Source organism: Bradyrhizobium sp. SBR1B (assembly GCF_014198205.1).
Lineage (GTDB): Bacteria > Pseudomonadota > Alphaproteobacteria > Rhizobiales > Xanthobacteraceae > Bradyrhizobium.
The window spans coordinates 204,242-224,612 of sequence record NZ_JACIHC010000014.1; the positions used below are offsets into that span (position 1 = coordinate 204,242).

Annotated in this window: 16 protein-coding genes; 9 read left to right on the forward strand and 7 right to left on the reverse strand. The window is 65.2% G+C overall.

Going from position 1 to position 20,371, the window contains the following annotated elements; translation table 11 throughout:
- Window positions 1-5: 5 nt before the first annotated feature.
- Entirely contained in the window at window positions 6-1,082 is a 1,077-nt protein-coding gene (locus tag GGD61_RS29155) for a tetratricopeptide repeat protein (protein ID WP_092254487.1), read from the forward strand.
- A 97-nt stretch (window positions 1,083-1,179) separates the two neighbouring features.
- A complete protein-coding gene (locus tag GGD61_RS29160) occupies window positions 1,180-1,971 on the forward strand; it encodes an inositol monophosphatase family protein (protein WP_092254484.1) in 792 nt (263 codons plus the stop codon).
- A gap of 25 nt (window positions 1,972-1,996) precedes the next feature.
- On the opposite strand, the gene GGD61_RS29165 is transcribed toward GGD61_RS29160, so the two are convergent.
- The 4 genes from GGD61_RS29165 to GGD61_RS29180 form a co-directional block, all read right to left on the reverse strand.
- Window positions 1,997-3,139: an AAA family ATPase gene (locus GGD61_RS29165; protein WP_092254481.1), complete on the reverse strand. Its 1,143-nt coding sequence runs from the start codon at window positions 3,137-3,139 to the stop codon at window positions 1,997-1,999.
- 158 nt (window positions 3,140-3,297) lie between these two features.
- Entirely contained in the window at window positions 3,298-6,459 is a 3,162-nt protein-coding gene (locus GGD61_RS29170) for a multidrug efflux RND transporter permease subunit (RefSeq protein ID WP_092254478.1), read from the reverse strand.
- Window positions 6,460-6,465: 6 nt separating this feature from the next.
- Complete coding sequence (locus tag GGD61_RS29175; RefSeq protein ID WP_018318713.1) at window positions 6,466-7,659, reverse strand: efflux RND transporter periplasmic adaptor subunit; 1,194 nt, start codon at window positions 7,657-7,659, stop codon at window positions 6,466-6,468.
- A 231-nt stretch (window positions 7,660-7,890) separates the two neighbouring features.
- Window positions 7,891-8,910 carry a cyclopropane-fatty-acyl-phospholipid synthase family protein gene (locus GGD61_RS29180; protein ID WP_092254475.1) on the reverse strand — a complete coding sequence of 340 codons (1,020 nt, stop codon included), beginning with the start codon at window positions 8,908-8,910 and terminating at the stop codon, window positions 7,891-7,893.
- A 168-nt stretch (window positions 8,911-9,078) separates the two neighbouring features.
- Between GGD61_RS29180 and GGD61_RS29185 the strand changes: the two genes are divergently transcribed.
- From GGD61_RS29185 to GGD61_RS29200, 4 genes are all read left to right on the forward strand, one after another.
- On the forward strand, window positions 9,079-10,101 hold the full coding sequence (locus GGD61_RS29185) for a flagellar motor protein MotA (protein ID WP_177237037.1): 1,023 nt from the start codon (window positions 9,079-9,081) through the stop codon (window positions 10,099-10,101).
- Between the two features lie 146 nt (window positions 10,102-10,247).
- Window positions 10,248-11,276, forward strand: coding sequence for a peptidoglycan -binding protein (locus tag GGD61_RS29190; protein WP_092254910.1), 1,029 nt, complete (start codon window positions 10,248-10,250; stop codon window positions 11,274-11,276).
- Entirely contained in the window at window positions 11,276-11,722 is a 447-nt protein-coding gene (locus GGD61_RS29195; RefSeq protein ID WP_018318717.1) for a GNAT family N-acetyltransferase, read from the forward strand. The genes GGD61_RS29190 and GGD61_RS29195 overlap by 1 nt, the downstream gene beginning before the upstream one ends.
- A gap of 88 nt (window positions 11,723-11,810) precedes the next feature.
- The gene (locus GGD61_RS29200) at window positions 11,811-12,026 is read left to right on the forward strand and encodes a hypothetical protein (protein ID WP_020508691.1); all 216 of its coding nucleotides are present in this window, start codon (window positions 11,811-11,813) and stop codon (window positions 12,024-12,026) included.
- A 93-nt stretch (window positions 12,027-12,119) separates the two neighbouring features.
- Here the strand turns inward: GGD61_RS29200 and GGD61_RS29205 are convergent, their stop codons facing one another.
- Window positions 12,120-13,970 (reverse strand): ABC transporter ATP-binding protein/permease, encoded by a 1,851-nt coding sequence (locus GGD61_RS29205; protein WP_183231696.1) that lies wholly within the window; start codon window positions 13,968-13,970, stop codon window positions 12,120-12,122.
- A gap of 197 nt (window positions 13,971-14,167) precedes the next feature.
- On the opposite strand from GGD61_RS29205, the gene rpmE reads away from it, so the two are divergent.
- Window positions 14,168-14,395 (forward strand): 50S ribosomal protein L31, encoded by a 228-nt coding sequence (gene rpmE / locus GGD61_RS29210; protein ID WP_007599895.1) that lies wholly within the window; start codon window positions 14,168-14,170, stop codon window positions 14,393-14,395.
- 208 nt (window positions 14,396-14,603) lie between these two features.
- Here rpmE and GGD61_RS29215 read toward each other — a convergent pair whose 3' ends face one another.
- Both GGD61_RS29215 and GGD61_RS29220 read right to left on the reverse strand, forming a co-directional pair.
- Complete coding sequence (locus GGD61_RS29215; protein ID WP_018318720.1) at window positions 14,604-15,113, reverse strand: DUF1465 family protein; 510 nt, start codon at window positions 15,111-15,113, stop codon at window positions 14,604-14,606.
- A gap of 574 nt (window positions 15,114-15,687) precedes the next feature.
- Complete coding sequence (locus tag GGD61_RS29220; RefSeq protein WP_018318721.1) at window positions 15,688-15,879, reverse strand: DUF1192 domain-containing protein; 192 nt, start codon at window positions 15,877-15,879, stop codon at window positions 15,688-15,690.
- A gap of 109 nt (window positions 15,880-15,988) precedes the next feature.
- Between GGD61_RS29220 and GGD61_RS29225 the strand changes: the two genes are divergently transcribed.
- Together GGD61_RS29225 and GGD61_RS29230 are read left to right on the forward strand one after the other, a co-directional pair.
- Window positions 15,989-16,987: an NAD(P)H-quinone oxidoreductase gene (locus tag GGD61_RS29225; protein ID WP_183231697.1), complete on the forward strand. Its 999-nt coding sequence runs from the start codon at window positions 15,989-15,991 to the stop codon at window positions 16,985-16,987.
- Window positions 16,988-17,126: 139 nt separating this feature from the next.
- Window positions 17,127-20,003: an EAL domain-containing protein gene (locus GGD61_RS29230; RefSeq protein ID WP_183231698.1), complete on the forward strand. Its 2,877-nt coding sequence runs from the start codon at window positions 17,127-17,129 to the stop codon at window positions 20,001-20,003.
- Window positions 20,004-20,371: the final 368 nt, after the last annotated feature.

Genomic DNA, 20,371 nt, shown 5'->3' on the forward strand with positions numbered 1-20,371 from the left:
CCGACATGAAGCTCCCCTGCATCACCTTGCTGGCTACGCTGCTGCTCACAGTGCCCGCGGCCGCGCAGCTCCAGATTACCCCGCCGGCGACAACGCCGAGCGCGGCGCCTGAGAAGCAAAAGTCCAAGCCGCACGCGCTCACCAAGAAGAAAGAGGCCGCGCCGGCGCCCAAGCCTTCCGCCTCACCCAAGCCGTCCCCTTCCCCCAAGCCGGCCGCCACCGTGATCCCGGCGCCGCCGACCGAAAATTCCAACGTCGATCTGGTGTTCGGCGCCTATCAGCGCGGCCAGTACAAGACCGCCTTCGACCTCGCCACTGCCCGCGCGCAAGCCGGCGATCCCAAGGCGATGACCATGCTCGGCGAGCTCTATTCCAATGCCATGGGCATGCGGCGCGACTACGCCAAGGCAGCCGAATGGTACAAGCGCGCGGCCGATGCCGGCGACCGCGAGGCGATGTTCGCGCTCTCCATGCTGCGCATTTCGGGCCGCGGCGGCCCGATCGACAAGAGCGAGGCGGTCAAGCTGATGGCGTCCGCCGCCAAGCTCGGCGAGCCCAGGGCGGCCTATAACCTCGCTCTGCTCTATCTCGACGGCCAGACCCTGCCGCAGGACGTGAAGCGCTCCGCCGAGCTGCTGCGCCAGGCCGCCGATGCAGGCCTGCCCGAGGCGCAATACGCGCTGGCGACCTTCTACAAGGAAGGCACCGGCGTGCCGAAGGACCCGGAACGCTCGGTGCGGCTGCTCCAGGCCGCCTCCCTCGCCGACAATGTCGACGCCGAGGTCGAATATGCCATCGCCATGTTCAACGGCACCGGCACGCCGAAGAACCAGCCGGCTGCCGTCGCCCTGCTCCGCAAGGCCTCCCGCCAGGGCAGCGCGATCGCGCAGAACCGGCTGGCGTGGGTGCTGATCAACGGCGTGGGCACGTCCGTAGACAAGGTCGAGGGCTTCAAATGGCACCTGGTGGCCAAAACCGCCGGCAAAGGAGACCCGGAGCTCGACAAGCAATTATCCGACCTGCCGGCCGAGGACCGGGCCAAGGCGGAGGCCGCCGCCAGAAAATGGCTCGGGACCAAATGACTTGACGCAATGACTTGACCTGAGGGCCCTTGCAGGGCACCCAGTCCCCCAAACAGGCGTGATTTCCCGCCATTTCCCCCGATCAAGACCAGAGCTCATGCTGTATTCCGCCACTATCAACGTCATGGTCAAAGCCGCGCGCCGCGCCGGCCGCAGCCTCAAGCGCGATCTCGGCGAGATCGAGCATCTCCAGGTCTCGCTGAAGGGGCCAGCCAATTTCGTTTCGCTCGCCGACAAGCGCGCCGAGGAGATCCTCTACCAGGACCTCGCCAAGGCGCGGCCCGGCTACGGCTTCATCGGCGAGGAGGGCGGCACGCGCGAGGGCTCCGACAAGAGCCACACCTGGATCGTCGACCCGCTCGACGGCACCACCAACTTCCTGCACGGCATCCCGCAATTCGCGATCTCGATCGGCCTCGTGCGCGAGGGCACGATCATCGCGGGCGTGATCTACAATCCCGCCAATGACGAGCTCTACATCGCCGAGCGCGGCAAGGGCGTCTTCCTCAACGACCAGCGCCTGCGCGTCGCCGGCCGCCGCCAGCTCAACGAATGCGTGGTGGCCTGCGGCCTGCCCCACATCGGCCGCGGCGATCACGAGGAATTCCGCCGCGAGATGACCGCGATCCAGGACCGCGTCGCAGGCCTGCGCCGTTTCGGCGCCGCCTCCCTCGACCTCGCCTTCGTCGCCGCCGGCCGCCTCGACGGCTATTGGGAGCGCAATCTGCAATCCTGGGACATCGCCGCCGGCATGCTGATGGTGCGCGAAGCGGGCGGCACGGTGAGTGACATCAACACGCCCGGCGATGCGCTGGTGACCGGGGATGTGGTGTGCGGGAATGAGTACGTGCACGGGGAATTGGTGAAGATTTTGCGGAAGCCGGCGTAGCAGTCGACGCCTCGATCTGCCGCGGTTAGGAATCGTCGTCTTCCGACTCGTCGTCTTCCGATTCAGCGTCGCGATATTCGCCACCGAGCGTCAGGCCCTCGATCGCCGTGGCGCCTTTCGCCTTGATGACACGGCGAAGCGGGACAGAGCTCTCGCTTCGCAAGGCCTCCATCAGCTGCTCCGAATGGGTGACGATCCAGATGTCGGCGCGGCGCGATGCCTTGGCGATCAGACGGGCCAATGGTGCCAGCAAAGATGGATGCAGGCTGGTCTCGGGTTCGTTCAGCGCGATGAACGGCGGAAGCCGGTAGCCCATGAATACCGCGAGCAGGCAGATGTATTTCAGCGTCCCATCGGACAGTTCATGAGCCCTGAACGGCCGGGGCATATCCTCGAGCTGCAGATCGAATTCGCACAAGCCGCCCTGCTCCCATGCGCGGAGCTCAGCGCCCGGGAATGCGTCCTGAATGGCTTCATGCAGGTCGGTCGCGTCGCCTCGAATGGTATAGAGGGTCGCCAGGGCAGCCGCGAGGTCGCTGCCATCAGCGCTCAGCGAGGGCGTCGTGATCGCCAGACAGGGCTTTCGTATCGGTGACGCCGGATCGGTGCGAAAGTCGTGATAGAAACGCCAACCCAGCATCGCGTTTCTGATCAGATCGATTTCGGGACATTCCTTGCCGTCAGAAAAGCCCGCGAGCGCCGGCTCCGACGGCAGCACCGCATCCTTGTGGCTGCTCCAAGCGCCGGTCTCGCCGCGGACGCTGACGAGCGAATTCTTCCGCTCCATCAACAGAACCGTGCGCCTGCCCTCCGTCGCCTCGATGCTCTCGGCCTTGATCATCGGCTCGCCGGCGAACGCCGCCGCCACCGGGCTGGGAAATCCGATCTCAATGGAATATTTCAGACGATCGAATCTGGCCGACAATCTTAGTCGTCCATCCTCCCCGCGTTTGCGGATGCCCGACCAGCAGACCGAGTTCAATCCGCCTTCGTCGGCGATCGTCCGCGTGATCACCCCGGTCGCCGCGTCGCGCAACAGCGACAAGGACTTGTAGAGGTTGGATTTGCCGACACCATTCTCGCCCACAAAGACGGACAGGGGATGGATTGGGATGGAGAGCCGTCGGATCGAGCGATAGTTCAAGATCGCGATGTCTGTCAGACGCATCACGTACTTTCAATCGGCGGGCCGTGTGCATTTGAGATGCCGTGCGAATGCACAATCCAGGGATGTAGTCTGGATCGGCGCTCGCGCGAAAGCAAGCCGAACGCCCATTGTCGCGCGGCAGACATCCAAACCTAAAGCAATAAGGACCGATCCGGCGTTCAGTGGCCGGTATGCACCGGCGCCGGCGGGCCGTAAGCTTCGCCCTCCCTCGCCGCCCGCGGCTCCCTGTCCCCAGCCAGCACGCGCTGCACCGAGACGAAGAATACCGGCACCATCAAGAGCGCCAGGATCACCACCGCGATCATGCCGCCCATCACGATGCTGCCGAGCGCCTGCTGGCTGGCGCCGCCGGCGCCGTGGGCGATGGCCATCGGCAGCACGCCGCAGATGAAGGCGAGGCCCGTCATCAGGATCGGGCGGAAGCGCAGGCGGCAGGCCTCGATGGTGGCTTCGACGAGCGGCTTGCCTTCTTTCCGCAGATCCTTCGCGAATTCGATGATCAGGATCGCGTCCTTTGCCGCAAGGCCGATGATGGTGATCAGGCCGACGGTGAAATAGACGTCGTTGGGCAGGCCGCGCAGCATGGCCGCGATCACCGCGCCGACGATGCCGAGCGGCACCGTGAGCAGCACCGCGAGCGGAATGGTCCAGCTCTCGTAGAGCGCCGCGAGGCACAGGAACACCACGAACACCGACAGACCGAGCAGGAACGGCGCCTGCGAGCCCGACAGCTTCTCCTGGAGCGACTGCCCGGTCCATTCGTAGCCGAAGCCGCGCGGCAGACGGCCGGCAAGACGCTCCATCTCGGCGATCGCGTCACCCGAGGTGAAGCCGGGCTTGGCCTCGCCGGAGATGCGCACCGCCGGATAATAGTTGAAGCCTGCGATCTGGGTCGGGCCTCGCGCCCATTCCACCGTGGCAAAGGACGAGAACGGCACCAGCTGGCCGCGGCTGTTCTTGACGTTGTAGTTGAGGATGTCCTCGGTCCGCATGCGGTCGCGGGCGTCGGCCTGCACCACGACGCGCTGCATGCGGCCGCGGTTCGGGAAGTCGTTGATGTAGTTCGACCCGAGATTGGTCGAAATCGTGTTGTTGATGTCCTCGAAGGTGACGCCGAAGGCACCGGCCTTCTCGCGGTCGATCATGAGATTGACCACCCCGGCCTCGGGCAGGCCTTCGACATAGACCTTCTGAAGCACGGGACTGGCGTTGGCTTCCGCGATCAACTGATCGGCGGCGCGCATCAAGGCCGGATAGCCCTTCTGTCCGCGGTCCTGGAGGCGGAACGAGAAGCCCGACGAGTTGCCGAGATTGTCGATCGGAGGCGGCTGCAGCGCGGAGATTTTGGCGTCGCGGATCGACGCCCCCAGATCGCGGTTGATGTCGTTGACGATCGCCGCGGCCGAATCCTTCGGTCCACGCTCCGACCAGTCCTTCAGCGTGATGAAGGCCTGCGCGGTATTCATGCCCTGACCGGAGAAGCTGAAGCCGGTGAGGAAGGTGACATCCTTCACGCCCGGCCGTTCAGCGAGATATTTCTCGACCTTCTCGATCACGGCCTCGGTGCGGGGATAAGAAGAATCCGACGGCGTTTGCACGTCGGTGGTGACGAAGCCCTGGTCGTCGATCGGCAGGAAGCCGCCCGGCAGGCTGACGAAGGCCCAGGACAGGCCGACGAGCAGCGCGACATAGACCAGCATCAGGCGGCCGGTCCGCTTCAGCGAGAAGCCGACGGTGCGGGAATAGCCTTCCTTGCCGCCTTCGAGCACGCGGTTGAACCAGCCGAACACGCCCCGCTTCGCATGACCGTGGCCGGCCGCAACCGGCTTGAGCAAGGTCGCGCACAGCGCCGGCGTCAGCGACAGCGCGAGGAATGCGGAGAAGCCGATCGCCGCGACCATGGTGACCGAGAACTGGCGGTAGATGATGCCGACCGATCCCGGGAAGAACGCCATCGGCACGAACACCGCCATCAGCACCAGCGTGATGCCGATGATGGCGCCCGATATCTGCGACATCGCCTTGCGCGTCGCCTCCTTCGGCGGCAGCCCCTCCTCGCTCATGATGCGCTCGACGTTCTCGACCACGACAATGGCGTCGTCGACGAGGATGCCGACCGCGAGCACCATGCCGAACATCGAGAGCATGTTGATGGAATAGCCGGCGAGCAGCAGCGTGGTGCAGGCGCCCAGAAGCGCCACCGGCACAACGATGGTCGGGATGATGGTGTAGCGGATGTTCTGCAGGAACAGGAACATCACCACGAACACCAGCACCACGGCTTCGACCAGCGTCGTCAGCACCTTCTTGATCGAAGCCTCGACCACCGGCGTGATGTTGTAGGGAATCTCGTAAGTGATATTGGCCGGAAAGAAGCGCGACAGCTCCTTCATCTTCTCTTCGACCGCGCTCGCGGTCGCCAACGCATTGCCGGTCGGCGACATCAACACCGAGAGACCGGCGGTCGGCTTGCCATTCAGGCGCGTGTTGAACTGGTAGCTGAGGCCGCCGACCTCGATGCGCGCAACGTCGCGCAGGCGCACGGTCGAGCCGTCGGCATTGGCGCGCAGGATGATGGCGCCGAATTCATCCGGGGAAGACAGCTGGCCCTTGACCAGCACCAGCGAGGAGGTGCGCTGGCTCGAGGTCGACGGCTCGGCGCCGATGCTGCCCGAGGCAACCTGCGCGTTCTGCGCGGCAATGGCCTTGTTGACGTCGTCGGCGGTGAGCCCATAGCCGACGAGCTTGGCCGGATCGACCCAGACGCGAAGCGAGCGCTCGGTCGAATAGAGCGTGGCGCGGCCGACGCCGGGGATGCGGCGGACTTCACCGAGCACGTTGCGGATCATGAAGTCGCCGAGCCCGACCTCGTCGAGGCTGCCGTCGGTCGAATTCAGCGTGATGATCTGGAGCACCGCGCTCGAGGCTTCCTCGATCAGGATACCCTGCTGAATCACCGCGCGCGGCAGGCGCGCCTCGACCCGCTTGATGCGGTTCTGCACCTCGACCGAGGCCGCGCTGGTATCGGTGCCGGGCACGAAATTGGCGATGATCTCGACCTGGCCGAGCGAGTCGCTGGTCGATTCGAAATTGAGGATGCCGGAGGCGCCGTTGAGCTCCTCCTCGATCAGTCGCGTGACGCTGTTGTAGAGGTTTTCGGGCGAGGCGCCAGGATAGCTGGTCGAGATCGAGATCGAGGGCGGCGCGATGATCGGATATTGCGCGATCGGCAGCAGCGGCACGGCAATTGCGCCGATCAAGCAGATGAACAGCGCGACCACCCAGGCAAAGATTGGCCTGTCGATAAAGAAACTCGCCATGGCGCGTTACCGCGTGAGCTTCAGGGCGTGCCGGTTGTCCGCGGTCGCGTCCGCCTCCGACCAGGATTGCGGCTTGACCTTGTCGCCGGCGGCGAACTTCTGGAAGCCTTCAACCACGACCTTGTCGCCGGCCTTCAGGCCTTCGGTGACGAACCAGATTCCGTCCTGCACCGACCCCGTGCGCACCGGCTGCACCGCGATGTGGTTGTCGTCCTTGACGACGAACACTTCGCTGCCGCCGCCGCCATTGCGCTGGATCGCCTGCTGCGGCACCGCGATCGCGTCGCTGTCGAGACCCTGGTCGATGCGGACGCGGACATACATGCCCGGCAGCAGCTCGCGCTTGGGATTGGGGAACTCGCCGCGCAACGTCACCTGCCCGGTGTGGGCGTCGACCTTGGCGTCGGAGAACAGCAGCTTGCCGTCGAGCGAATAAAGCGTGTTGTCGTCGAGCACGAGGCGCACCTTGGCGGCGTCGGACGCGATACGCTCGAGATCGCCGGTCTCGAAGGCGCGGCGGAGCTGGTTGAGCTCGGTCACCGACTGGGTGAAGTCGGCATAGATCGGATCGAGCTGCTGGATGGTGGCGAGATTGGTCTCGTTCTGCACGGCGAGCGCGCCTTCGCTGACGAGGGCCGCACCGACGACGCCGTCGATCGGCGCGCGCACGGTGGCATAATCGAGATTGAGCTTTGCCCGCGCGAGCTCGGCCTTGCGTCCCTCGACCTCGGCGTGGGCCTGACGCTCGGCCGCGATCGCCTTTTCGTTCTCGGCTTCCGGGGCGGCGCGGTCCTTGGTAAGCGCAGCGACGCGGCGTGCCTGCTGGTGCGCCTGCATCGCAGCGGCCTCGGCCTTGGCGAGCGCCGCCTCGTTGGCCAGCACCTCGACCTCGAACGGGCGCGGATCGATGCGGTAGAGCGGATCGCCTGCCTTCACCTCGCTGCCCTGGCGGAACAGGCGCTCGACCACGATGCCGGAGACGCGCGGCCGCACGTCCGAGACACGCGTCGGCGCGATGCGTCCCGGCAATTCCCGGACCACTGCGCGCGGCTGCGGCTTAACAATGACGATGCTGACGTCCGGATAGGTGGGCGGGGCGGCAGACACGGCGGAGCTGGATTCGTCGCAAGCACCAAGCAGCGGCGCCAGGGCCGCGAGCAGTATTGCAACGCATGCCGATCGCGCGCGAAGTCCTGACATGAAATGGGGTGCCCCGATATTGTTGAAACTAATCATGCTCGCGCGAGGCCCGTTCTGGGCCCTTTACACGCGGCTGATATCGCCAAAATAGAATGCATCTGCTGCGATGCAACGCATGGCGCGGGCGGCTCATTGTCACACAGCTTACGTAATTGAAATAAGAAGGCTTTTGCCGTGTCACTTGATTGTGAGTCGGGGTTCCACCGGCGCGTGTGCGGCGGAACATCGCAATTACTCGGCGGCCTTCATCCGGTAGTGACTGACCCCCCATTCGGTTCCATCGGCATAGCCGAACAGGCCCGAAGTTGCGAGCAAGAACCAGCGCCAGCGCCGCATCCACAGACAGGTCTGTTCGCCATAGACCTGGCGCAGGGACGCCTCGATCGCATCCCGATGCGTGTCGAAATTGTCGAGCCAGTCATTAGTGGTGCGCTGATAATGCGTGCCGCTCCAGCACCATTCCTTCTCGACCGTGAAGATGTCGTGGAATTGCCTGACGAGGTGATGGCTCGGCATCAGCCCGCCGGTGAAGACGTGCTGCGCGATCCAGTCCTCGCGATCGAGCCGGTCGAACAGCTGCGAGCCGGAGCGATGGGTGACGATCTGCATGAAGAAGCGCCCATCCGGCGCGAGCCATGCCCGCAGCCGCGACATCAGCTTGCGCCAATTCATCATCTGCTCGAACATCTCGACCGAGACGATGCGATCGAACTGGCCGTCGGGCGCGAACACGTTCATGTCCGCAGTGACCACCCGCAGGTTCAGCAAGCCGCGCCGCCGCGCCTCCTCCTCGACGTGAGCGCGCTGCGCCTGCGAGGTCGACACCGCCGTCACCTTGGCGTGTGGAAACTGCCGTGCCATCCACAGCGACAGCGAGCCCCAGCCGCAGCCGAGCTCGAGGATGGTCTGGCCGTCGGCGAGGCCGGCATGCTCGACCGTCTGGCGCAGCGCCTCCTCCTCCGCCTCCTGCAAGGTGGTCGCATCGGTCTTGTAGAAGCAGCAGGAATATTTGCGGCTGGGGCCGAGCATTTCGGCGAAGAACGCCGCGGGCACCTCCTCACGCCCGGCCTCAGCGTTTTCGGCGATCGGCCGCAGCATCATCCGGCCGGCGAATGCGGCGTCGGCGGCCGCGTCATGCGCGGCGAGGCGGGTTGCGCTGCGGGAGCACAGGCGCTGGATCGCGGCGCGGATCACGACGTCCGGCAGCGGCACGCGTTCGGCAGTCCCGATGATCGCGGAAACGACACTCATGCGCCCCCCGAATGGCGAATCTCTGCAGATAGCTGCTTATCAAAGCCCCGCTTCCGGTCCGGGTTCCCCGAGCTGTCCCCGAAATCGGCGCATCCGGCGCTTTTTTTGGGCCGGCGCTGTGCCATAGTGCGCGCCGCAAGCAAGCTTTTGGAATGGATGATACCGGCCATGCCGTCAGGCGCCTCGCCCCGCTCCACCATGGATATCGAGTACACAAAGCTGTCCTCACCCAGCGTCTTCCTGGTGAGGATGCTGGTCTTCCTGGTGCTGTGCACGCTGGTCAGCGTGGTGCTCTACAAGCAGATCATCCAGGCCTTCTTCGCCAATCCCGGCCTCAATGCCCTGATCGGCGGCGTGCTGTTCATCGGCATCATCCTGGCCTTCCGCCAGGTCATCCGACTCTACCCTGAGGTCTCCTGGGTCAACAATTTCCGCATCGCCGATCCTGGCCTGGCGCCGGCCCGGCACCCGAAACTGCTGGCGCCGATGGCGGCGATCCTCGGCGGCGAGCGCTCCGGGCGAATGTCGATCACCCAGACCACCATGCGGCATTTGCTCGATTCGATCGCGACGCGCCTGGATGAAGCCCGCGACATCTCGCGCTACATGACCGGCCTCCTGGTGTTCCTCGGCCTGCTCGGCACCTTCTGGGGCCTGATCGAGACGGTCGGCTCGGTCGGCAAGGTGATCGACGGGCTCAAGGTCGGCGGCGATTCCGGCGCGCTGTTCGACACGCTGAAGGAGGGCCTCGCAGCCCCGCTCGGCGGCATGGGCATCTCGTTCTCCAGCTCGCTGTTCGGCCTCGCCGGATCGCTGATCCTCGGCTTCCTCGATTTGCAATCGAGCCAGGCGCAGAACCGTTTTTACACCGACCTGGAAGACTGGCTCGCCACCACGGTGCGCGAATATGGCAGCGGCGAGGTCGCGGTCGCTTCCGGCAGCGGCGGCGGGGTCGCCAGTGGCGAGCTCCAGGCCGCGGTCGAACGCTTACGCTCCGTGCTGGAGGAAGGCAGCGCCAGCCGCGGCACCACGGCGGCGATGGCGAGCCTTGCCGAAGCCATCCAGGCGCTGGTCTCGCACATGCGCACCGAGCAGCAGATGATCCGCGAATGGGCCGACGGCCAGGGCGAGCAGAACCGCGAGATCCGGCGTCTGCTGGAGCGCATCGCCCGCCAGCCGGAAAAGAGCTGAGACGATCTCGTGCCCCGGACGCGACGCAGCATGAAATGATGCGTCGCTGAGCCGGGGCCCAGCGTCGGGGACAATATGGTCCCGGCTCTGCGAAGCAGCGTTGCACGCTGCATCGCGTCCGGGACACGAAAGTGGAGACGGACAACATGGCTCTAGCGCGCGGCCGCCGCAGCGAAGGCGCCTTCAACTACTGGCCCGGCTTCGTCGACGCGCTGTCGACGCTGGTGCTGTCGATCGTGTTCCTGCTGTCGGTGTTCCTGGTGGTGCAGTTCTTCCTGTCGCAGGAAGTCACCGGCAAGGACAAGGCGCTGGAGCTGCTCAACGCCAAGATCGCCCAGCTCAACGAGCTGTTGTCGCTGGAGAAGCTCGGCAAGCTCACGCTCGACGACCAGGTCTCGCAATTGAAAGCCGGCCTCGCCTCGGCCGAGACCGAGCGCGATCGCATCAAGGGCCTCTATGATGGCCTCGCTGCCGCCGGCAGCGATGCGCAAGGCAAGACCTCCGAGCTCGGCAAGGCGCTGGATTCGGAGAAGGCGGTCTCGGCGCGGGCATTGGCCCAGATCGAAGTGCTGAACCAGCAGATCAGCGCGCTCAGGCGGCAATTGGCGGCGCTGGAAGAGGCGCTCGACGCGAGCGAGAAGCGCGACAAGGAATCGCAGAACCGCATCGCTGATCTCGGGTCCCGCCTCAACGTGGCGCTGGCGCAGCGCGTGCAGGAATTGTCGCGCTACCGCTCGGAATTCTTCGGCCGCCTGCGCACCATCCTCGGCAACCGGCCCGACATCCGCATCGTCGGCGACCGCTTCGTGTTCCAGTCCGAGGTGTTCTTCGACACTGGCCAGGCGGTGCTTCTGCCCGAGGGCCGCGCCGAGCTCGACACCTTGGCAGCCGCGCTGATCGAGCTCGACAAGAAGATCCCGAGCGACATCCCCTGGGTGCTGCGCGTCGACGGCCACACCGATGTGCGTCCGGTCAACGGTCCGAACTTCAAGTCGAACTGGGATCTGTCCGCGGCACGTTCGATCTCGGTGGTGCAATATCTGGTCTCGCTCGGCGTACCCGCCCAGCGCCTCGTCGCGGCCGGCTTCGGCGAATTCCAGCCGCTCGATCCCGGCAACACGGAAGAGGCCTACAAGCGCAACCGCCGCATCGAGCTGAAGCTGACGGAGCGGTAGTGAGCGCGATCCACCTCCGCCCCTACGCGGCCTCCGACGAAGCCGCCGCGATCGATCTCTGGCATCGCACCTGGCAGCAGGCCTATCCGCAGATCGACTTCGCGGCACGGCTCGAATGGTGGCGCGAGCGCTGGCTGAGGGATCTGGTGCCGAAGGCGTCCATTGTCGTCGCCGAGCAGAATGGTGCCCTCACCGGCTTCGTCACCATCGACGGCGACGGCTATCTCGACCAGCTCGTGGTCGACCCTGATCACTGGGGCTCGGACGCAGCCCGGCTGCTGGTGGAAGAGGCCAAGCGCCTGTCGCCATCAGGCATCACGCTGCTCGTCAACAAGGACAATTCCCGCGCCATCCGCTTCTACGAGCGCAACGGCTTTGCGCATGCCGGCGACGATGTGAACCCGACCTCGGGCCGGCCGGTGCTGAAGATGGCCTGGCGGGCGTAATTCTGGCGGGCGTGAGGCCTGTCACGCAGGGATCCTGCGAGGTCGGTTATTCGTTGTGTCAGCGATGACAAGCGAATGGAGGCGATCGATGCGGCTGCGCGATCTTGCCAAGGGTTCCTCGGTGTTTCTGGGCGTCATCGTCGCCGGATATTTATCGACGACCTATGTCGACCAGCGTTTTGCCGCGCCCAAGGTCTCCGAACGGACAGAGTCGGCCTCAGCCTCGGCCTGCGTCGGGGAGGACGGCAGCTGGAAGAACTGGCAGTGGCCAAACGTGCCTGCGCTGTCGCCGAAGTGCCGGTAAACCCGCCTGCCCAAGACAAAACGTCGAAAGCAACCCCATGCACAGTAAACGGCGCAAGCAAAGTCAATAGCTTACGAACCGGCCCTGAGGGCCTCAAGCCCCCTCGAACTGCAACCTCGCCAGCCGCGCATAGAGCCCGTTCGCGGCCACGAGCTCGGCATGCGTGCCCTGCTCGACGATCTTGCCCTGGTCCATCACCAGGATGCGGTCGCAGGACAGCACGGTGGCGAGGCGATGCGCGATCACCAGCGTGGTGCGGTGGCGCATCAGCTCCTCCAGAGCGGTCTGCACCAGCGTTTCGCTTTCGGCATCGAGCGCGGAGGTGGCTTCATCGAGAAGCAGCAGCGGCGCATCGCGCAGAATGGCGCGTGCGATTGCGATGCGCTGGCGCTGGCCGCCGGACAGCGTCACACCGCGCTCGCCGAGCGGGGTGTCGAAACCTTCGGGCAGGCGGCGGATAAATTCGGCGGCATGCGCGAGCTCGGCGGCGCGCTCGACCTCGGCGTCGGTTGCATCGGGCCGGCCGAAGCGGATGTTCTCGCGGGCGCTGGCGGCGAACACGTTCGATTCCTGCGGCACCAGTGCGATGCGCGCGCGGAAATCGCGGGGATCTGCGGACTTGACCGGCACGCCGTCGAGCGAGATCACGCCGCTGCGTGGATCGTAGAAGCGCAGCAACAGGTGAAAGATGGTGCTCTTGCCGGCGCCGGACGGACCGACGATCGCGACCTTCTCGCCGGGGCGCACCGTGAATGACACGGCATCGAGCACATTGACGTCGCGCCGCACCGGATAGGCGAAGCTGACCCGGTCGAAGCCGACTTCGCCGCGTGCCGGCACCGGCAGCGCGCGGGGAGACGCGGGCGCCTTGATGTCGGGCTGCACATGCAGGATCTCGAACAGCCGTTCGGCCGCGCCTGATGCCGCCGAGACCTCGCCCCAGACCTCGCTGAGCTGGCCGAGGCCGGCTGCGGCGAACACCGCATAAAGCACGAACTGACCGAGCCGGCCCGGCGAAATCGCGCCGGTGAGCACGTCATGCGAGCCGATCCAGAGGATCGCGACCACGCTTGCGAACACGATGAAGATGATGATGGCGGTGAGCACGGCGCGCGCCTGGGTCGAGGTGCGCGCGGCCTCATAGGCCTGCTCGACCTCGCCGCCGAAGCGCTTCTCGGCGAATTGCTCGCTGGTGTAAGCCTGCACGGTGCGGATCGCGCCGACCAGCTCGCCCGCATAAGCCGACGCGTCGGCAAGCGTGTCCTGCGCATTGCGCGACAGACGCCGCACCCAGCGCCCGAAGGCGACCAGCGGCAGCACGATCAAGGGAATCGCCAGCAGCACGAAGCCCGACAGCTTCGGGCTCGTGATCACCATCATCGCCGCGGCGCCCAGGAACATCATCAAATTGCGCAGCGCGATCGACACTGAGGCGCCGACGGCCGATTTGAGCTGGGTGGTGTCGGCGGTGAGCCGCGAGATCAATTCGCCGCTGCGTGCGGAATCGAAGAAGGCGGGAGACAGCGAGAGCAGATGGGCGAAGACGTCGCGCCTGAGATCGGCGACGATGCGCTCGCCGATCGTCATCACGAGGTAGTAGCGCGCGGCGCTGGCGAGCGCGAGCACGCCGACCACCGCGAGCATCACCGAGAAGTAGCTGTTGATCAGCTCGATGCCCTCGGGCGTCAGGCCGAAATCGATCATCCGGCGCTCCGCGACCGGCACCAGCAGCGTGGTCAGCGCCGCGACCGTGAGTGCGACGAAGGCCAGCGCCGCCCGGCCGCGATAGCGGCTGACATAGGGCGCCAGCGCGAGCAGCGGCCGCAGCTTGGCGCGACCCTTGGCCGGCTCTTCGATCAGCTCGGCCTCGATCGACGGGGTGTCCGCGGCATTCATTCCGGGCCGATCGACATACTGGTCATCAAGCCGTTCCACTGCGCTCATGAGATCCAACCCATTGCATTCGTTTGCTCCCAATAGGCCGGTGCAAGGGTAGTGGCAAATCCGGGAAGTCCCTTAGGGGCAAACCCGGTTCACCGCCCCGGAGTGGCTTGTTTTAGCGGGTTTCGTGAGGTATAGAGCCGCCCAAATCCGTCATTCGATAGCCACCCAAGAAGGCGCCGGGGCGCCGAGGAATTGCCATGAAAGCCGAAATTCACCCGAACTATCATACGATTAAGGTCGTGATGACCGACGGAACCGAGTACCTGACCCGCTCGACCTGGGGCAAGGAAGGTGACACGCTGAACCTCGACATCGACCCGAAGTCGCACCCGGCCTGGACCGGCGGCAATGCCCAGCTGATGGATCGCGGCGGCCGCGTCTCGCGCTTCCAGAAGAAGTTTTCGGGCTTTCTCAAAAAGGATTGATCCGGCCCGAAATGGCTGGAGACGAAAAACGCCCCCGGAGAGCCGGGGGCGTTTTTGTTTTAGGAGGGGCCTGACCAAAGCCGAGATTTCGTAGGGTGGGCAAAGCGAAGCGTGCCCACCAAACCCCTGCTGTAGTCCCAAATGAGAGATGGTGGGCACGGCGCTGCGCGCCTTTGCCCACCCTACGGCACCTGTGAACTACGGCACCCTACCGCTCGAACGCCGCCTTCAGCGCGTTGAGGTGCGGCACCAGCGGATTGCCGATCGCGATGTGTTCGGCCGGCGGGGTGTGGATGGTGGTGTCGAGGCGGCGGACGCGGGTCTGCAGGCTCATCGAGCGATGGATCAGGTCCTGGAGCTGCGAGGGCAGCTTCTCGATGGTGTCGGTGGGGCCGGGATCGGCAGCGCTGAGCTTGACCTTGGTCTTCTCCCGATTGGCCTGGCTCAACGTCATCTCGCCTTCCTTCACCGCGCGGTGCAGCAGCAGCCACGAGGCGAGCTGCATCAGGCGGGTGGTGAGACGCATGCTCTCGGTCGCGTAGGTGAGGCTGACGGCACGGTCGAGCGCCTTGGCCTCGGTGCGGCCGGCGCCGTCGAGATAGGCGGCGGTCTCTTCGACGAGGTCCATGCCCTCGCGGAACAGGACGCCGAACGCCGCAGAATTGGTGAACCGCTCGCTGAGTTGAACGAGAGCGCCGTCGGCCTGCAAACGTTCCATGGTTAACGCCTCTTACGCAACTGTTTGACTGCCCGGCTTTGGCGCCGGCTTATGATGAACAAATCATTGCGCGGGCGGGACGCGGAGTCCAGTGACAAGCACGGTTATGGTTTCCGCGGGTCATTCCTCGGAATGCAACTGGGCGGAGACTCTTGTTTTGATGCGGATTCTTGACGCGAAGCGGTAGCCACGCCACTCGAGACGCCGTGCGCAAAAAAAGAGCCGCCGGAGACCGGCGGCTTTGAAAGTTGATAACAGGGAGGCGTCAAACAGAGTGGACAGGAGCCACTCGGTGTCCAAACGAGGACAGTTCCAGTCATAAACCCGAAAGCTTAATCGACCGTAAACGAGCGAATTTTTTGAGGGTTCGTTAGCCATGTCGGCCAGTGACCGAGCGGGGGTGGAACAAACTCTGCCCGCCGTTTTGACGTCCTGGGGTTATGGATTCCGGGCTCGGCGCTGCGCGCCGTCCCGGAATGGACGCGAAGGTGCGGCTGCGCGAGACGTGGGTCCCGGCTCTGCGGAGCGTCACTGCGTGCCGCACCGCATCCGGGACACGAGAGGCGTGAAAATCCTACGACTTGAAAAAGCTGTTCGCCGCATCGCGTGAGGCGCGCTTCTTCGTAGCGGCTTCTTCCAGCCTTGCGATCTCGGTCTTGAGCAGCGTGACGCGCTCGGTCAGTTCCTCGACCGACAAGAGCGAGAGGTCCTGCCCGATTTCATGGCTGATCTTCTTGCGCGGGCGGTCGTCGTCTTCCGTCGCCATCCTCGTTCCTCCAAAGTTCGCGCACCCAATGCTGAGGCGGTTGCCAGCTTGGATCACGCTGGCTAAGCAAGGGCCTCGTTCATCCCGCACCTTCACCCAAGGACACATCATGGACAAGCTGCCCGCGCAAATGACCGTGGTCGCCATATCCAAGCCCGGCGGACCGGAAGTGCTGGTGCCGGAACAACGCAGCATTCCGCAGCCCGGTCCCGACGAGATCCTGGTCAAGGTGGAGGCCGCCGGCGTCAACCGGCCCGACGTTGCGCAGCGCTCGGGAGCCTATCCGCCGCCGCCCGGCGCCAGCGACCTGCCCGGTCTCGAGATCGCGGGCGAAGTGGTTGCCGTCGGCAGCAATGCCAAGCGGCACAAGATCGGCGACAAGGTGATGTCGCTGGTCGCCGGCGGCGGCTATGCGCAGTACTGCATCGCCCAGGACGCCCAGGCGATGAGCGTGCCGCCGGCGCTGTCCATGAAGGAAGCCGGCGCGCTGCCGGAAACCCTGATGACGGTCTGGCACAACGTGTTCGAGCGCGGTGGCCTGAAGGCAGGCGAGACGCTGCTGATCCATGGCGGCTCCTCCGGCATCGGCACCATGGCGATCCAGCTGGCGAAGGCGTTCGGTGCGAAAGTGTTCGTCACCGTCGGATCGCAGGACAAGATCGACGCCTGCCTCAAGTTAGGCGCCGACCGCGCCATCAACTACAAGACCGAGGACTTCGTCGCCGTGGTCAAGGAAGCGACCAACAAGGAAGGCGTCAACCTCATCCTCGACATGGTCGCTGGCGAGTATGTCGACCGCAATTATGATGCCGCCGCGATCGACGGCCGCATCGTGCAGATCGCGACGCTCAACGGGCCCAAGGTCAACGTCAACATCGCCAAGGTGATGGTCAAGCGCCTCACCCATACCGGCTCGACCCTGCGCCCCCGTAGTAATGCGGACAAGGCCGCGATGGTGGCCGCAATCGAGCAGAAAGTGATGCCACTTTTGCGCGAAGGCCGCGTCAAACCGCTGATGGACAGCACTTTCCCGCTGGAAAAGGCAGCCGATGCGCACCGGCGCATGGAAACGAGCGCACATATTGGCAAAATTGTGTTGGAGGTCTAGGCCAACGGCCCACGGGAGACGCCGGAAACCCTTTGATTTTCCTCGCTTTCGTGGCATCTATCGCGACGCACCGAACCACTTCCGTTCGGTTTGAAATCGTCTTCACTGAAGAGTTTGCGTCGAACGCGGAGAACTGGCCTTGCGTCTGATCAGGTGCCTCGCGCCCATCGCGCTGGGCCTCATGATTCTTGTCGCCGCGTATCCCGCGCGCGCGCTCGACGCCGTCAGCGTCCGCAGTGACGCGCCCGCGATCGACCTCACCGGTGTCCTCGAGCATCAGCGCAGCGATGCGGACCGCATCCAGGTCTCCACCGCGCCCGGCACCGACGGCATCGTCCGCCGCATCGAAGTGCGCGCCCGCGAGGGCGGCCAGAACTGGGTGGTGTTCGCGCTCGCCAACAACACCGACGACCAACTCGACCGCCTGATCGTCGCGCCGCATTACCGTATCGTTTCCTCGGGGCTCTTGTGGCCCGACCTCGGCCTGTCGCGCATTGCGACCATTACGCCCTCGACCGGCGACCGGCCGGAGCGGCAGGAAAGCCCGACCGCCGACGTCTTCCGCGTCACGCTCGACCCCGGCGCTGTCATCACTTTCGTCGCGGAGCTGCGCACCGACAAGCTGCCGCAGCTCTATCTGTGGGAGCCGGAAGCCTACAAGGACAAGGTCAACTCGTTCACGCTGTACCAGGGCATCGTGATCGGCATCTCGGGCCTGCTGGCGCTGGTGCTGACCATTCTGTTCGTGGTGAAGGGCAGCATCATGTTCCCGGCCGCCGCGGCGCTGGCCTGGGCGGTGCTGGTCTATATCGGCGTCGATTTCGGCTTCTGGGGCAAGGTGCTCGACATGTCGAACAACGCCGAGCGCATCTGGCGCGCGGCGGGTGAAGCGATCCTGGCGGCAACGCTCTTGGTGTTTCTGTTCGCCTATCTCAATCTCAGCCGATGGCACGTGCGCTATTCGCACATCACGGTGGGCTGGCTCGCGTTCCTGGGCTCGCTGGTGGCGCTCGCGCTGTTCGACCCAGCGGTGGCCTCCGGCATCGCGCGCATTTCGCTGGTGCTGATCGCCTTCGCGGGCTTCGCGCTGATTGTCTATCTCTCCACCCACGGCTTCGACCGCGCGGTGCTTTTGATCCCGACCTGGTTCCTGCTGGTGGTCTGGGTGGTCGCGGCCGGCATGACGGTCGCGGGTTCCGTGACCAACGACATCGTCGGCCCGGCGCTACTCGGCGGCCTCGTGCTGATCGTGATGCTGATCGGCTTCACGGTGATGCAGCACGCCTTTGCCGGCGGCGGCGCCACCACCGGCGTCGTCTCCGACATCGAGCGGCGCGCCCTGGCGCTGGCCGGCTCCGGCGATCTGATCTGGGACTGGGACGTTTCCGCCGACAAGGTTTTTACGAGCCCCGAGACCGAAGCCCTGCTCGGCCTCAAGCGCGGCACGCTCGAAGGCCCGGCCGCCTCGTGGCTCGAGGTGCTGCACCCGCTGGACCAGGACCGTTTCCGCGCCGCGCTCGACAGCGTGCTCGACCAGCGCCGCGGCCGCCTGGTGCAGGATTTCCGCCTGCGCACCCCCGACGGCCATTTCATGTGGTTCGCGCTGAAGGCACGCCCGGTGGTCGGCTCGGACGGCGAGGTCTCGCGCGTGGTCGGCACGCTCACCGACGTCACCGAGCTGCGCAACGCCGAGGAACGCCTGCTGCACGATTCCGTGCATGACAACCTCACCGGCCTGCCCAATCGAAAACTGTTCATGGACCGGCTGGGTGCGGTGGCGCATTTTGCCAAGACCATGCCGACGCTGCGGCCGACGCTGATGGTGATCGACCTCGACCGCTTCAAGCAGGTGAACGATTCCGTCGGTATCGCGGTCGGCGATTCCATCCTGTTGACGCTGGCCCGCCGCCTCACCCGCATCCTGAAGCCGCAGGACACGCTGGCGCGGCTTGCCGGCGACCAGTTCGGCCTGATCCTGCTCTCGGAGCAGGACCCCGCCCGCATCACCGCCTTCGCCGAGACCATCCGCAAGACCATCCGGGCGCCGATCGCCTTCAACGACCGCGAGATTTTTCTCACGGCGTCGATCGGTCTCGCGCTTTCTGATCCGCAGGTTCAGCTCACGGACGAGATCATCAAGGACGCCGAGCTTGCGATGTATCACTCCAAGCGCATCGGCGGCGACCGCATCGACGTCTACAAGTCCGCGATGCGCGCGCGGAAGACCGATCGCCTGACGCTGGAGAGCGAGCTGCGCCGCGCCATCGAGCGGCAGGAGCTCACGATCCTGTACCAGCCGATCGTGCGGCTGGAGGATCGTTCGGTCGCCGGCTTCGAAGCGCTGGTGCGCTGGGATCACCCGAAGCTCGGCCGCATGGCGCCCTCGGAATTCATCACCATCGCCGAAGAGACCGGCCTGATCGTCGACCTCGGCATGTTCGTGCTGGACCAGACCGCCAAGCAGCTCTCGATCTGGCAGCGCGCGATGCGCTCGCGCGAGCCGATCTTCGCCTCGGTCAACGTCTCCTCGCGGCAGTTGCTGCGCCACGATCTGATCCACGACATCCGCACCGTGCTGTCGCGCTCCTCGGTGGCGCGCGGCACGCTCAAGCTGGAATTGACGGAATCGCTGGTGATGGAGAATCCGGAGCACGCAGCGCAGATGCTGACGCGGATCCGCGAGCTCGGCACCGGGCTCTCGCTCGACGATTTCGGCACCGGTCATTCGTCACTGGCCTATCTCCAGCGCTTCCCGTTCGACACCATCAAGATCGACCAGTCCTTCGTGCGCACCACCAACCGCGGCACACGGCCGGTGATCCTGAAGTCGATCATCGCGCTTGCGCACGACCTCGGCATGGACGTTGTGGCCGAAGGCGCCGAGACCGATTCCGACGCGGTCGAGCTCTACCAGATGGGCTGCGAATACGCGCAAGGCTTTGCCTTCGGCGAGCCGATGGACGCGGACGCCGCGATGCGGCTGCTGACCGAAGTGCGGCTAGAAGCGGCGAGCTAGGCTTCTCTTTTCTCTTCTCCCCTTGTGGGAGAAGGTGGCGCGAAGCGCCGGATGAGGGGTCTCTCTCCTCTCGAGACCTTGGAGAGAGACCCCTCACCCAAGCGAGCCTGTGTCTACTGGCGTCGCTGCCCTCTCCCACAAGGGGCGAGGGCACATCAATGTGCGTCTCGCTCGTCGCGAATGCGAAGCAAGTGTCGTAGGGTGGGCAAAGGCGCACTTGCGCCGTGCCCACCATCCATCCAGCACTGCGACAGAAGTCGTGGGCACGCTTCGCTTTGCCCACCCTTGTAATAGCGCGATCGTTTATCTTTGACCTGTTCCATGAGGAATGGCCTGCCGCGGTTTGCACCCCGCGACAGGCCGCTGGC